This window comes from Embleya australiensis (assembly GCF_051903075.1).
GTDB lineage: Bacteria > Actinomycetota > Actinomycetes > Streptomycetales > Streptomycetaceae > Embleya.
Map to the genome: position 1 here is coordinate 1,580,090 of NZ_CP182423.1, position 12,772 is coordinate 1,592,861.

Sequence of the window (12,772 nt, forward strand, 5' to 3'; positions counted from 1 at the left end):
TGGAGGCTCAGGATGACCACCGCACCGCCTACGCCGGGTCCCGGCCGCGCCTTCGTGCCCTTCGTCCTGCCCGACACCGTCGACGCGCTGCCGCACCGGCCGTTCGTCTTCGGCCGCGCCGCCCTGGACGAGGCGCGGTCGGCGGTCCGCGCGGAGCCGGTCGAGGTGTTCCGTCTGCTGCTGCGCGACCAGGAGTCGGAGTCGACGCTTCTGGTCGCCCGATGGGTGCTGGATGCGTTCCTGGCCGACGCGGGCGGCCGGGGGCCGGGCGCGGGGAGCGGCGTCGACGGCGCTGACGAAAACCCGGCCGACACCGAAGCCGCGGCCGATGTCCTCGCCGAGGCGATCGCCGCCGAAGTGCGGGACGCCCGAGCCGAGTCGGCCGAGGTCTTGGACGCGCTGACCCGATCGGGTCCGGAGGCGCGAGCCGAAGCCCTGCGCGGGCGCGCGCCGTTGGCGCTGGCGGCCGGCTGTTGGCTGGACACGCTCTCCCAGCCCGCGACCCAGCCGTCCGTCGTGGTCAACCGGCTCTTCGCGCACCATCTGACGCTGCGCGGCGGCGGCAACCCCGAGCGCGGCCAGGCCCGGTCGCGGCGGCGCACGCTGGAGGACGCGGGTGTACTCCTGCCGGAGCTCGCCGCCGCCGACTTCGCGGACCGGGCCCGCACCCGCCCGCTCACCGCGCTGCACGCCGCCTTCTACCTGGCCCTGTCCCGGCTGCCGGCCAACTTCCTGCCCGAGGTCTCGGGCGTGCACTACGCCTTCCTCGCGCTCGGCGTGGACGACCTGCTCGCCGACACCGCACCGCTGCTGCCGGAACCGGCCCTGCGCGAGGTGCTGACCGAACACCTGGCCCTGGCCGGACCGGCCGCGCGCCGCCGGTTGTACACGGCCGTGCGGCTGACCCTGGAGTTGGAGCGGGAGCACGTCGCGATGCTCGCCGAGCACGCCGCCTGGCGCGCCGGCCGCACCCTGGAGTCGCGGGTCGCCGCGATCATCGCGCGCCACGCCCCGCTGGCCGGCCGCCAACACGGCGGCACCCGGGTCGGCGGCAAGGCGTTGACGGACGTGTTCGGCGCCGCCCGGATCGACCTCGCGGGATTCCTGACCGATCTGCGTGAGTCCGGATACCTGCGCGGGCCCGGCAACGGCGACTGCCGGCTCCTGGACGCGATGCGCTTCGGCGGGCCGATGTTCGGGATCTTCGACGAGCACGAAGCGGCCACGTTCCGGGCCTGGGCGGTGAGCGTGCAGGCGGGTGAGCGGCCCGCCGTCGAGATCTCCGCCGAGACCGCCGGCGACGCGGCGGCCGAGCACCGACGGGCCGCGATCATTCGCAGCGCCCCGGCCGATGTCGTGATCGCCGAGGCCGAACCCCGCGACCACCGCGATTTGTTCCACCGCCTGGTCAACATCGAGAACTTCGCCAACACGCTGCCGATCGCCGCCGAGCGGGCCGAACGGTGCTTCCGGGACGCGGAGATCCTGTTCGTACACGGGGCCGGCGGCCGGTACACCGACGCGACCTGGTTCGACTACAGCCCGCGGGCCCTGTACGAGCGGGCCGAGCGGGTCTACTGGGAGAAGCTGGTCGACCCCTACGAACCGCTGCGGGAGATCCCGGACCGCGACGAGGTGTTGTTCCGGCAGTCCACCTACTACCTCACCTACCTCATCGACGGCGCATGGCTGCACCGCCTCGGCAACCTCGGGCACGACGAGCGCGAGACCGACGCGATGTTGTTCGCGATCTACGCGGACGAGATGGGCAACGGCGACCTGCGCAAGAACCACATCACGCTGACCCACCGGGTATTGGCCAGTGCGGGCCTCGAACTGCCGCACATCCGCGACGAGGCGTTCATCGAGCAGGACGAACTCCCCGACGATCTCTACGGGTTCGCGATCCAGCAGTTGTGCATGTGCCTGTTCCCGGACCGCTTCCACAACGAGATCCTGGGCTACAACCTGGCGATCGAGATGTTCGGCTCCGGCGAGATGCGGCTGCACGAGATCCAGAAGTTGCGCCGGCACGGCATCGACGACTGCTACGAACAGGCCCACCTGACCATCGACAACTTCTCCGCCGGACACGCCAAACAGGCCGCCGACATCATCGTCGGATTCCTCGACCGGGTGCGGCGCACCGCGGGCGAGGCGGCGGTGGCCGAGCAGTGGCGCAGGGTCTGGCGCGGCTACGCCTCCTTCGCGTATTTCCTCGAACAGCCCCTGCTCAACCGCATATCCGCCGGTGATCCACCCGCCGAACCCGACATCGAGTCCGGCGACCCTTCCTCGCCGGGCGCGACCGACGATCTGGCCGACCTGGTCATCTGAGTCGGCCGCCGACCCCGCGCCCGCCCCCGCCCCCGCGACTACGACCACGAACAGGCAACCCGTACCCGGAGGACAGCACATGGCCGATTCCCGCCCGCGCACGACCGACGTCGGGATCACGATGCGGCACGAGACGCGCGAGAGCGAGCGGCGCGCGCCGATCGTGCCGGCCGACGCCGCGCGGCTCGTCGCGCAGGGCATCACGGTCACCGTCGAGCACTCGCCGCAGCGTGTGTTCCCGATGGGGGACTATCTCGACGCCGGCTGCGTGGCCGCCGAGGCCGGGAGCTGGCGGGCCGCCCCGGTCACGGAGTTCGTCGTGGGCCTGAAGGAACTCCCGGACGAACCGGCGACGTTGCGACACCGGCATGTGTTCTTCGGTCACGCGTACAAGGGCCAGCGCGACGCCGAGGCGCTGCTGCGGCGCTTCACGGCGGGCGGCGGCGCACTGCTCGACCTGGAATACCTCACCGACGCGGACGGGCGGCGGCTGGCCGCGTTCGGCTACTGGGCCGGATACGTGGGCGCGGCGCTCGCGGTGCTCCGGCATCGGGGCCGGCTCGATCCACCGCTGCGACCGCGCCCGAAGGAAGACCTGGATCGGGCGTTGCGCGAGACGTCGACCGGCGCGCGGCCGAGCGTACTGGTCATCGGGGCGCTGGGCCGATGCGGGCGCGGCGCACGCGAAGCGCTGGCGGTCGCCGGGATCGAGCCGACCTGCTGGGACGTCGCCGAGACCTGGTCGCTGGATCACGCGGCGCTGCTCGATCACGACATCCTCGTCAACGCCGTGCTGGTGACCACGCCGACCCCGCCCTTCGTGACCCCCGCGTCGCTGCGGTCGCGACCCCGGCGACTGTCTCTGATCGCGGACGTCACCTGCGATGTCACGTCCCGGAACAACGTGTTGCCCGTCTACGACGACATCACCGACTGGCGCGAGCCGGTGCGCATGGTGAGCGATGTCGGCGACCCGCTGGGCGTGATCGCCATCGACAACCTGCCGTCGCTGCTTCCCGGCGAGGCCAGTACCGCCTTCTCCGCCGAACTGACGCCCCATCTGGCGACCCTGGGAGAACCGGGGCAACCCTGGCAGCGCTGCCTGCGGGTCTTCCGCGAGGCATGCGAGGCGAACGGCCTGGAAACGGAGAACGTCCATGTTTGACGCGATACCCGCCGGCGGAACCGTGCACTGGATCGGCACCGGCCTGTCCACCGGCAGCGGACTGCGTGTGGTGGCCGACCGGGCCGAACGGCTGCTGGTCTGGGGCCGTACCGGCACCAAGGCCAAGCGGTGCCTGGCCCGGCTGGGTCTGACCGGTCGCGCCGCCGCCCGCGCCTACGATCTCGACCGGCTGGCCGGAGAGTTGCGCACCGGCGACATCGTCGTGTCGATGTTGCCCGCGAGCGAACACCCCGCGCTCCTGCGGCTGTGTGTCGAGCGCAACGCCCACTTCACGTGCAGCAGTTACGTGTCCGAGGAGATCGTGGCCGAGGCGCCGGCGGCGACGAAGGCCGGTCTGGTCGTGCTGACCGAGGCGGGCCTGGACCCGGGCATCGACCATCTGTTCGCCGACCTGCTGGTGGCCAGGGGCCGCGAGGTCGTCGGGGAGGGCCCGGCGACGGTCGAGTTCACCTCGTACTGCGGCGGAGTCCCCGCCGAATCCAACGAGTTCCGCTACCGGTTCAGCTGGGCGCCGCGTGGGGTGTTGAACGCGCTGCGCGCGCCCGCCCGCTACCTCGACGGCGACGCCGAGCAGGTGGTCGACCTCCCGTGGACGGCGACCCGTTCGCTCGTGCTCGGCGGCGAGACGTTCGAGGCATACCCCAACCGCGACAGCCTCCCCTGCCTCACCCAGTACGCGTTCCCGGTCGACTGGCGGGCGCGTGTGTTCGTCCGGGGCACACTGCGCCTGGACGGCTGGCTGCGGGCGTGGGAGGACGTGTTCGCCACCGTGCGCACCGGCGACGGCGACCGCATAGCCGCCCTCGCCGACGAACTCGCCGCCCGGTATCCGACCACCGACGCCGACCGTGATCGGGTCGTGCTCGCCGTCGCGCTCGACATCGAGGGCGCGAACGGCGCGGGCTGGCGCGGCGAATACGTGCTGGACACGGTCGGTGACGCCGAGGAGAGCGCGATGGCGCGGTGTGTGTCCCTGCCGCTGGCGTACGGGATCACCGAGATCCTCGCCGGGCGGGTGCCGGCGGGCCTGCGCCAGGCCGCCCAGGGCGCCGAGGACGCCCGCCGGTGGCTGGAGTTCCTGGGCACGAACGGCGTCGACTGGCGCTTCGACGAGCGGCACCGCTGAGCGCTGCTCGCCGGCACGTTCCGCCCGGCAACCCGAGCCCAACCACCCGAGACCCGAGCACCCGAACCCATCCGACCCCGTCCGAACCACCCGGACCACCGGAACCGCCCGATCCAGGAGGACACCGAACCATGACCCAGGCACCGTTCGAGTCGCGGGAATCGGCCGACCGGCCCCAGGCGTTCATCCTGACCGGCTCGTTTCCCGTGATCCGCCGCAATCCGCTCTACCTGACCGAACTCTCCGGACGTGGGCTCAAGATCCTGGTGATCACCGCGGAGTCCTACCGCGCGCAGGCGACGGAGGCCATGGCCGACACCTCCAACCCCGCCGCGCTGATCACCGAAATCGCTTATGTGACGGGTGACTTCACCGTGCAGGGCGCATTCGTCGCGGGTGCGATCGCGCGCACCTCGGCGTGGCGCGAGGCGTACACGATCGTCGGCGCCTACGCGGTGGGCGACTACCTCGCCGAACCCACCGGCCTGCTCGCCGACGGGCTCGGCGTGCGCTCGCCCGGTCTGCGGGCCAGCCGCGCCTGTCGCAGCAAGTACCTCCAGCGCTGGTACGCCCCCGACCTGGGCCCGGCGTCGTTGACCATTCCCGCCGGCGAGCGTGAGCGGGTCGACCTCGACGCGGTGCGCTTCCCCGCCGTGGTCAAACCCGCCTCCCGCGCGTCCAGTTCGGGCGTCGAGACGGTGGCGGACCCGGCCGGGTTGCGCGCGAAACTGGCGACGTACCCCGACCACGAGGTGGTCCTGGTCGAGGAGAAGGTGTCGGGCCCGGAGTTCTCCGTGGAGAGCCTGATCCAGGACGGCGAGGTGGTCTTCGCGTCGGTGACCGACAAGGTCACCACCGACAGCCACGCGCACACCTTTGTGGAGATGGCGCACAGCGTGCCGAGCGTGCGCGAGGACCTGCGCGAGGTGCTTCTGACGGCCAATCGGGAACTGGTGGCGGCGCTCGCGTTCGAGCACGGCATCGCCCACTCCGAGTGGCGGGTCGGCGACGACGGCCGCCCGCGCCTGATGGAGGTGGCGGCGCGCACCCCCGGCGACGGGCTGCTGACGCTGTATCAACTGGCCACCGGGCGACCGCTGGAGCCGGAGATCCTGCGCGTCGCGCTCGGCGAACCGGCGAACTACCCCCAGCCGCACCGCTACACCCGGCAGGTCTACCTGGAGCACCGGCCCGGCACGCTGGAGGACGTGGTGCTCGACTGGCCGGACGTACGGCCGGAGTGGATCGGCGCCAGCGGTGTGTGGCCCGACATCAAGCCCGGCGGGCCGGGCGAGGAACCGACGTTGCGCGCCGTACTGGTGCTGCGCGAGCGCGGCGCGTCGCTGACCCCGCTCGCCGACTCCGACGACCGGTCCGTCACGTTCTTCATCGACGCCCCGACGCCCGACGGGCTCGACGCCCTGGAGCAGCGCGTGCGCGCCGCCATCCGCATCGTCGTCGGCTGACCGGCATGGTCCACGTCGCCCGCGAGGAGGGCCACGACAACGACGAGGTGACCGTGGTGGCCACCTTCCGGCAGGCGTCGCTCCCGGCGAAGACGCTGCTCACCGGGGCGTTCATCAACCGCCTCGGGGCCTTCCTGAACATCTTCCTGGTGTTGTTCCTGACCTCGCGGGACTACTCGGACGGGCAGGCGGCGTTCGCGCTGGGCGTGTACGGCGGCGGCGCGATCGTGGGCGTACTGCTCGGCGGGGCGCTGTCGATCCGGCTCGGCACGCGCAACGCGAGCGTAGTGAGCATGGTCGGCGCGAGCGTGCCGCTGGCGGCCATCCTGTACCTGCCCTCGTTCGGGCTGATCCTGGTCGCGGTGGCGCTGGTCAGCATGGCCGGGCAGCTGTACCGCCCGGCGTCGGCCACCCTGCTCTCCGACCTCACCCCGGCGAACCGGCAGGTGATGATCTTCGCGATGTACCGGTTCGGGCTGAACCTCGGCGTCACCGTCGCGCCGCTGTTCGGGTTCGCGTTGTACAACCTGGCCGGCCACAGCTACGCCCTGGTCTTCTGGGTGGAGGCGGCGGTCGCGCTGTGCTACGCGACCCTGGCATGGGTGACGCTGCCGCCTCGCTCCGCCGAGCCGGGCGCGGCGGGCCGCGACGCGAACCCCGAGGCCGGCGAGGAGGGCGGGGAGGGAGAGCGGGTCGGGCGCGGCGGGTATCGGGCGATGATCCGCGATCGCCGCTACATGTTGTACCTGACCGCGATCTTCTTCTTCGGGGTCGTCTACGTGCAGTATCTGTCCACGCTGCCGCTCGACGTGAAGGACAGCGGCGTGGCGATCTTCTGGTACACGCTGGCCGTGTCGCTGAACGGCTTCATCGTCATCGCGTTCGAATTGTTGATGACCAAGTACGCGCAGGCGTGGTCGCAACGGCTCACCATGGCCTGGGCGTTGGTCCTGGTGGGCGTCGGCGTGGGCATGTACGGCCTGCCGCTGGGGCCGGCCGTGATCCTGCTCGGCACGCTGGTCTGGTCCGTCGGCGAGATCCTGGGCGGGCCGGCGACCACGGCCTATCCGGTGGTGGCCGGGCCCGCGCGGCTCAAGAGCCACTACATCGCGGGCTTCCACTTCGCCTGGAGTCTGGGCGCGGCGGTCGGGCCGGTCGTGGGCGGGTGGTTGTTCATCCGGTTCGGACACGGGGTGTGGCCGGTATTGACCGTGGGCTCGGCGTTGTCGATCGTGTTGGTGTTGGTCTCGGTGCGGGACCGGCCGACCACGCCACCGCTGAACGCCGCCGACGCCGACGCCACCGACGCCTCGACCCGCGCAACCGCCGGCCCGGCCTGAACACACCGCGCCGTCCGCACTCCCCGGACCGGTCGTCTCCGGCCCACGGCCAGGACCAGGCTCCGTCGATAAATGCTCGACATCGGGTGGGGTGATCGGGGATGCTGCGCGCGATGACCAGAATTGATGACACACCGCCCGCATGGGACGAGCGCACCCAGCTCACCACGTTTCTCGACTACGCACGTGACACCGCGCGCGCCAAATGCGACGGCGTCTCTGCGGAGAACGCACGCAAGGCGCTCCTGCCGGGGTCGCCGCTGATGACCGTGAGCGGACTGATCAACCACCTCCGCTGGGTCGAGTACTACTGGTTCCAAGTGGTCTTCCTCGGCGAGGAGGACCGGGGCCCCTGGACCGACGAGGATCCCGACCGCGAGATGCGGATCGCCGTCGACTTTCCGCTCACGCAGTTGCTCGACGAATACGCCGAACAGAGCGCCCGCTACCGCGAACTGGTCGCCGCGAACAGCCTGGACAAGCAGGCCGAGCGAGTCCGCAAGGGCCTGCGCGTCGACCTGCGCTGGATCCTTCTCCACCTCACCGAGGAGACGGCCCGCCACAACGGCCACCTGGACATCCTGCGCGAGATGCTCGACGGCACGACCGGCGGGTAGGCCCGGCGCGGGGGCGCCGGGGCGCGGGAGCGCCGGGGCGCGGCGGAGCGGGGTCGACGTGGGTTCCTCGGGCGCACCCTCCTCGGGCTTCCACTGCGGGCGCCGCCGTCCCCGGGGCGATACCTCGCCCGGATGATGAACCGACCCGGGCCGGTCGTTCCCGCGCCGTGGGTCAGGACATTTGGCGGGCCGTGTTGTAGACCTTGGCGGTCAACGCGGCTGCCTCGTCCGGGGATACGCCGTCGCCGCCGTTCGTCATTTCGGCCAACACGGCGACGTCGACGCCGCCGAGGGTTGCGTAATCGGCCCAGGCGCAGACCGGGAACCGGTAATTCGCATCGGTCTTGGCGGTCCCTTCACCTTTGCTGCGGGTGTACTGCATGACCTGGCACTTCATCAGCGCGCCCTCGAAGCCGGCGGGCTTGACGGTCTTGGCGCCTCCCACGGGCTGTATGTCGGTCCCCGGCGCCTTCCCGCTGCCCTTCATGCCTTTGTTGCCGACGTTGGCCAGGTAGGCGTCGAGCGACTTGGCGGGGTCGGCGATCTCGCCGTGGTAGCCGTAGAAGGTGAGCCGTGTACCGCCCACCGTCGCGGGATTGCCGGGATCGGGGCTGGGCGCGTTGTAGACGCCGGACACCGTCTGGGCGTTCTTCACCCCGAGGTCCTCGGCCTCCTTCGCGCCGGGCGTGGTGCCGGTACCGGACTTCGTGTAGGCGTCGATCGCCTCCGGAACGACGAGCTTGTAGCCCTTGGTACCGGCGGCGACCGCACCGCCGCTCCCGGAACCGCCACCGCCCGGGACACCGGTGGTCGTGCCCGCAGTGCTGCTGCCGACGTCCGGCGCCTTCGCGTCGTCCTTCTTGTCGTCCGACCCACCGCACGCGGCGGTCAGCACGAGGAGAGGCGGGATGAGGGCAGCGGCAGCGAAGCGGGCACGAAACTGCATGAAAAATGGTTCCTTCCAAAGGGGTTCGGCTCCGACGGAAGCATCCGCCAACCGCCATGACAGTCCCGTCAGGCTGCCGCACCCCCAGGACCCACGTCATGGGGATCCCCCTCGCCCCGCCTCACGAAGGCCGGTGACGCGCGTGCGTGACACCGGCCTTCGTCCGACGCTCAACCGATGGTTGCAACGCACTGTTCGAAGGCGGCGGCGCCGAAGACGAGAGCAGGCCCTCCGGGCGCCTTCGAGTCCCGCACGGCGACCCACTTCGACAGGGGGCGACTCCACGCAGACCGTGTTGTTCGCTGTGTAACTGTTCGTGCGCCAAGACGCGGTGAGGGTGGCCGATGTGACGGCGCCGGGGCCGGTGTTGCGGGCGGTGGCCGTGTAGGACAGGTACGGGACCAGGATGCACAAGTGCGGCTGTGCGGTCAGTGAGACGGCGATGTCGGCGTTGGCGGGGCCGGGTGGGTGGCCGGGTCGGTGAAGTTCCGGAAGCCGGCGGACGGGGTGTAGACGGCGGTCTTGCCGGTGCCGTCGGCGTTCATTTCATGGTGTAGAGGTTCCGGTTGCCCTCGTCCCTGACGGAAGCGACCTTGGTGCCGTCCGCCGAGGCGCGACGAGGTTCGAGTCCCGGTCCGCGGTACTGGTGAGCTGGACCACGCCGACGCCGTCGGGGTTGACCGCGTAGATGTCGCCGTTGCCGGTGGCGCTGTCGGCGTAGTAGATCTTGCCGTTGGTGCCGGGGAACGAGGCCTGCGCGGGCATCGTGCCCAGGGACAGGCCCACCACGGCGAGCGGCAGTCCGCCGAACAGCGCCGTCATACGGTGCAGGGGCGAACGGTGCGCCGACCGCGGCCTGTCGGGTGGTTGGTCGTCGAGTCTCACAGGGACTCCTGCGGATCAAGGGGCGGTTCCGGCGGTCCGGAAGCGGCGAGCGACCGGACCATCCCACAGCCTCCCGGCACGGGGCACCGGCCGGTTCGGGACATCAGGCCACCCGCCGCGAGGCCCGCCCCGTCCGGCCTGCACGGCATCGCCACGTGCGTACCCACGCTCACGCATTCAGCCGGGAACGGGCCCCGCCAACCGCCGTACCGCTTCCCCGGGCCGGCCACCTGGCCATACGGACAACAGCGGCGCAGACCATCTCACCGAACCAGGGATATAGCCGCAGAGCGCGGGTCTGCGTGGTTCGGAGTATGCGGGCCTGACGGCGTCGTCCGGGTGGTGGGGCCGGCGTGGTTGGTGCGGCGTTGGGCTCGGCCTGGGGGCGACTTGGTGGCTTGGCGTGGTTGTCGGGTGGTTCACAGGCCGGTGATCTGGGCGATGAGGGTTCCGTTGTGGGTGGTGAGGCCGCCGGGGGCCAGGCACTGGAGCGGGTTGACCAGGGCGTAGATCCAGGTGAGGACGGCGGTGGCGCCGGTGAACTCGCCCGAGGTGATGGTGCCGGTGCCGATGACCTGGAGGACGCCTGCGGTACTGGTCAGTTCGTAGGTGAGGGTGGCGGTGGAGGACTGGCCGTTGTTCCAGTCGAGGGGGAGCGGGCTGCTGCCCTGTGGCAGGCGCAGGTCGAGGCAGGAGGCGTTGGGGAGGGGGTAGGTGGCGGTGGGGATGGCTCCGCTGGTCAGTGTGGAGTCGGTGGAGGTGCAGGAGGTGTAGGTGTCGGTTTCGGTGGTGGTGACGGTCTGCGGGGTGAGGGTCAGGCCGGGACTGTAGGTGACGTGGCTGGTGCCGGTGCAGGTGGTCGAGGACGCGGCGTGGGCCGTCCCGGCGGGCACGACGGCCAGGAGCACGGCGGCCGTGACGCAGCCGAGGGTGGCGGTGAGGGTGCGCCGCAGGCGGGAGCGGGTGGCGGGAAGGGCGAGCATGATGCCTCGTTTCTCACGGGCATGGCGGGTTGAGCCGCCTGGTGCCGGGAGGTTCGGCGTCCGGGCGGGGTGCCCGGTGGAGGGGCGGCTGCCGGTCCACCGGGTGTTGCCTGCTGGTCAGGGGCAGGTGGCGAGGATGATCGAGACGACGGTGCAGGTGGCGGAGTCGCTGTCGTTGGCCGCGTTGTTGTCGGCGGGCGTCGATGCGGTGCGCGTCGCGGTGACGGTCACGTGCCCGATGTTGAGGATGCCGACGGGCAGGTGGAACGTCGAGGTGGCGTGCGCGCCGTTGGCGATGGCCCCGTAGGTGCAGGTGACCGTGCCGGGGGTCGAGGTGCAACCGGAGGACAGGTCCGTGGCCGTCTTCCCGGCGGGCAGGGTCGCGGTGAGGGTGGCCGAAGTGACGGCGCCGGGTCCGTTGTTGGTCACGGTGGCGGTGTAGCGCAGGTAGGGGACGAGGATGCCCAGATGCGGCTGCGCGTCCAGGTCCATGGCGATGTCGGCGGCCGCGGGGACGGCGATCGTGGTGTTCACGGAGTCGGTGCCGGTGTTGCAGCAGTCGTTGAAGGACGCGCTCGCGGTGACCGTTCCGACGGTGGTGGGCAGCACGGTGACGGTGACCGTGTCGGAATCGACGCGGCCCAGACGGGTGCACGACACCGAGGTGCCGGTATCGATCGTGCAGGGCATGTCCGGGTTGGAGGAGGCGACGTTGGTGATGGTCGCCGCCGCGCTGCCGGTCAACGTGACGCTGCCGCCTTGGATGCTGAACAGATTCCCGACCGCGACGGTGTAGGTGTAGCCGGTACCCGGCGGGACCGGGTCGGCCGACCCGGTGATCTGCACACGGGTGTCGGCGTGCGCGGGGGCGGCCGTGAACAGCAGACCCGCCACCGCGAGCAGGAACGCGGCCGTCAGCGTCCGCAGACGGCCCGCACGTCCTGGCGGGCGCGGGGGTGAGGGCAGGGACAAGAGCGACATGGTGCTCCTTCCGGCTTCCCGCGCCGCCCCGCGGACCGGGCCGACGGCCCGGAATCACCCTGGGTGGCACGGCTGTACACGCACGCCATCCGTGGCAACCGCCCCGGGCATAACCATGCGCCGGTTCTGCGCTACACACTGTCGTCTTGATGAGAGTGGTTCGCCAGCGGATACCCGGCCAGAAATTCACCGCACTTCGGGCCACCAACCCCCCACCAGAGCTGCGTCCGTCCGGTCCCCGGCACGGCCACCACCACCCGCCCCACGACACCGCGAACCTTCCCCGGGGACCCGGCCACCCGCGCATCCCGGAAACTTCGCAGCCCTCCCGTGCCTTGCCGCCCCGCAGGCGAGGCGGCGAGGACCCGTTCCCATGTGCCATCGACGGCCCACCTCATCAGGCGCTTGTGCGCGGTCTGAAAGGCCCGAGGCCTGCGGGCAGGTCCCGCCAAGGCGAACCGGTTCGGTACTTCCACGCCATGGCCTCCGGTGTCCGGCGATGGTCGGCCCACCGCCGACCGCGGACCGGATCAGCCGGCATGAGCGGCTCGATCCGCTCCCACATCGCATCAGTGATTACCAACCGAACGGACACAACTGATCAACAGCCCAGACGATCAAAGAGACACGCTCTAGGCTCCTCTCGCTGGAAGGGAGGCTGCGATGGCGATGGCTCGCGAGACTGCCGTGGCGATGGTGCAGGAGGTGATGGACTCGGTTCATGCCGACGATGCCGAGTTTGCCAGGGTCACGGAGAAGCTGGACCAGGCTCTCGGGTGCCCGAGCGGCTATGTCAGCAGCTTGATTTTCTGGCCGGAAGGGCCGGAACCGACAGCTGCGGAGGTTGTCGATAGGGCCCTGGAGTATCGACCTTTCGCGCTGTGATGGTTCATGTTCTCTCTTCT

At 70.9% G+C, this 12,772-nt stretch carries 12 protein-coding genes and 1 pseudogene; 7 read left to right on the plus strand and 6 right to left on the minus strand.

Going from position 1 to position 12,772, the window contains the following annotated elements:
* The first annotated feature begins 12 nt into the window (after positions 1–12).
* The 6 genes from ACMXN5_RS37155 (at position 13) to ACMXN5_RS37180 (ending at position 8,072) form a co-directional block, all read left to right on the plus strand.
* Positions 13–2,337 carry an iron-containing redox enzyme family protein gene (locus ACMXN5_RS37155; protein ID WP_439679302.1) on the plus strand — a complete coding sequence of 775 codons (2,325 nt, stop codon included), beginning with the start codon at positions 13–15 and terminating at the stop codon, positions 2,335–2,337.
* Between the two features lie 79 nt (positions 2,338–2,416).
* Complete coding sequence (locus ACMXN5_RS37160) at positions 2,417–3,502, plus strand: saccharopine dehydrogenase (RefSeq protein WP_439679303.1); 1,086 nt, start codon at positions 2,417–2,419, stop codon at positions 3,500–3,502.
* Positions 3,495–4,649 carry a saccharopine dehydrogenase family protein gene (locus ACMXN5_RS37165; RefSeq protein ID WP_439679304.1) on the plus strand — a complete coding sequence of 385 codons (1,155 nt, stop codon included), beginning with the start codon at positions 3,495–3,497 and terminating at the stop codon, positions 4,647–4,649. The genes ACMXN5_RS37160 and ACMXN5_RS37165 overlap by 8 nt, the downstream gene beginning before the upstream one ends.
* A gap of 131 nt (positions 4,650–4,780) precedes the next feature.
* Entirely contained in the window at positions 4,781–6,115 is a 1,335-nt protein-coding gene (locus ACMXN5_RS37170) for an ATP-grasp domain-containing protein (protein WP_439679305.1), read from the plus strand.
* A gap of 5 nt (positions 6,116–6,120) precedes the next feature.
* A complete protein-coding gene (locus ACMXN5_RS37175; protein ID WP_439679306.1) occupies positions 6,121–7,455 on the plus strand; it encodes an MFS transporter in 1,335 nt (444 codons plus the stop codon).
* Between the two features lie 113 nt (positions 7,456–7,568).
* Positions 7,569–8,072, plus strand: a complete 504-nt coding sequence (locus ACMXN5_RS37180; RefSeq protein WP_439679307.1) for a DinB family protein — start codon at positions 7,569–7,571, stop codon at positions 8,070–8,072.
* A 172-nt stretch (positions 8,073–8,244) separates the two neighbouring features.
* Here the strand turns inward: ACMXN5_RS37180 and ACMXN5_RS37185 are convergent, their stop codons facing one another.
* The 6 genes and pseudogenes from ACMXN5_RS37185 to ACMXN5_RS37210 form a co-directional block, all read right to left on the minus strand.
* Positions 8,245–9,069 (minus strand): hypothetical protein, encoded by an 825-nt coding sequence (locus tag ACMXN5_RS37185; RefSeq protein ID WP_439679308.1) that lies wholly within the window; start codon positions 9,067–9,069, stop codon positions 8,245–8,247.
* Positions 9,070–9,188: 119 nt separating this feature from the next.
* Positions 9,189–9,272 (minus strand): DUF397 domain-containing protein, encoded by an 84-nt coding sequence (locus ACMXN5_RS37190; protein ID WP_439681356.1) that lies wholly within the window; start codon positions 9,270–9,272, stop codon positions 9,189–9,191.
* Between the two features lie 292 nt (positions 9,273–9,564).
* Positions 9,565–9,840 carry a hypothetical protein gene (locus ACMXN5_RS37195; RefSeq protein WP_439679309.1) on the minus strand — a complete coding sequence of 92 codons (276 nt, stop codon included), beginning with the start codon at positions 9,838–9,840 and terminating at the stop codon, positions 9,565–9,567.
* A gap of 482 nt (positions 9,841–10,322) precedes the next feature.
* Positions 10,323–10,886 carry a hypothetical protein gene (locus tag ACMXN5_RS37200; RefSeq protein ID WP_439679310.1) on the minus strand — a complete coding sequence of 188 codons (564 nt, stop codon included), beginning with the start codon at positions 10,884–10,886 and terminating at the stop codon, positions 10,323–10,325.
* 117 nt (positions 10,887–11,003) lie between these two features.
* The gene (locus ACMXN5_RS37205) at positions 11,004–11,867 is read right to left on the minus strand and encodes a hypothetical protein (RefSeq protein ID WP_439679311.1); all 864 of its coding nucleotides are present in this window, start codon (positions 11,865–11,867) and stop codon (positions 11,004–11,006) included.
* Positions 11,868–12,220: 353 nt separating this feature from the next.
* Positions 12,221–12,462: pseudogene (locus tag ACMXN5_RS37210) on the minus strand (transposase); the annotation flags it as partial.
* A gap of 68 nt (positions 12,463–12,530) precedes the next feature.
* Here ACMXN5_RS37210 and ACMXN5_RS37215 point away from each other — a divergent pair.
* Positions 12,531–12,752: an e9imm peptide gene (locus ACMXN5_RS37215; protein WP_439679312.1), complete on the plus strand. Its 222-nt coding sequence runs from the start codon at positions 12,531–12,533 to the stop codon at positions 12,750–12,752.
* Positions 12,753–12,772: the final 20 nt, after the last annotated feature.

Excerpts from the sequence above, each read along its gene's own strand:
- ACMXN5_RS37175 (WP_439679306.1), top strand. The coding sequence starts at position 6,121 with ATGGTCCACGTCGCCCGCGAGGAGGGCCACGACAACGACGAGGTGACC.
- ACMXN5_RS37215 (WP_439679312.1), top strand. The coding sequence starts at position 12,531 with ATGGCGATGGCTCGCGAGACTGCCGTGGCGATGGTGCAGGAGGTGATG.
- ACMXN5_RS37170 (WP_439679305.1), top strand. The coding sequence starts at position 4,781 with ATGACCCAGGCACCGTTCGAGTCGCGGGAATCGGCCGACCGGCCCCAG.
- ACMXN5_RS37160 (WP_439679303.1), top strand. The coding sequence starts at position 2,417 with ATGGCCGATTCCCGCCCGCGCACGACCGACGTCGGGATCACGATGCGG.
- ACMXN5_RS37195 (WP_439679309.1), bottom strand. The coding sequence starts at position 9,840 with ATGACGGCGCTGTTCGGCGGACTGCCGCTCGCCGTGGTGGGCCTGTCC.
- ACMXN5_RS37200 (WP_439679310.1), bottom strand. The coding sequence starts at position 10,886 with ATGCTCGCCCTTCCCGCCACCCGCTCCCGCCTGCGGCGCACCCTCACC.
- ACMXN5_RS37155 (WP_439679302.1), top strand. The coding sequence starts at position 13 with ATGACCACCGCACCGCCTACGCCGGGTCCCGGCCGCGCCTTCGTGCCC.
- ACMXN5_RS37180 (WP_439679307.1), top strand. The coding sequence starts at position 7,569 with ATGACCAGAATTGATGACACACCGCCCGCATGGGACGAGCGCACCCAG.
- ACMXN5_RS37205 (WP_439679311.1), bottom strand. The coding sequence starts at position 11,867 with ATGTCGCTCTTGTCCCTGCCCTCACCCCCGCGCCCGCCAGGACGTGCG.
- ACMXN5_RS37165 (WP_439679304.1), top strand. The coding sequence starts at position 3,495 with ATGTTTGACGCGATACCCGCCGGCGGAACCGTGCACTGGATCGGCACC.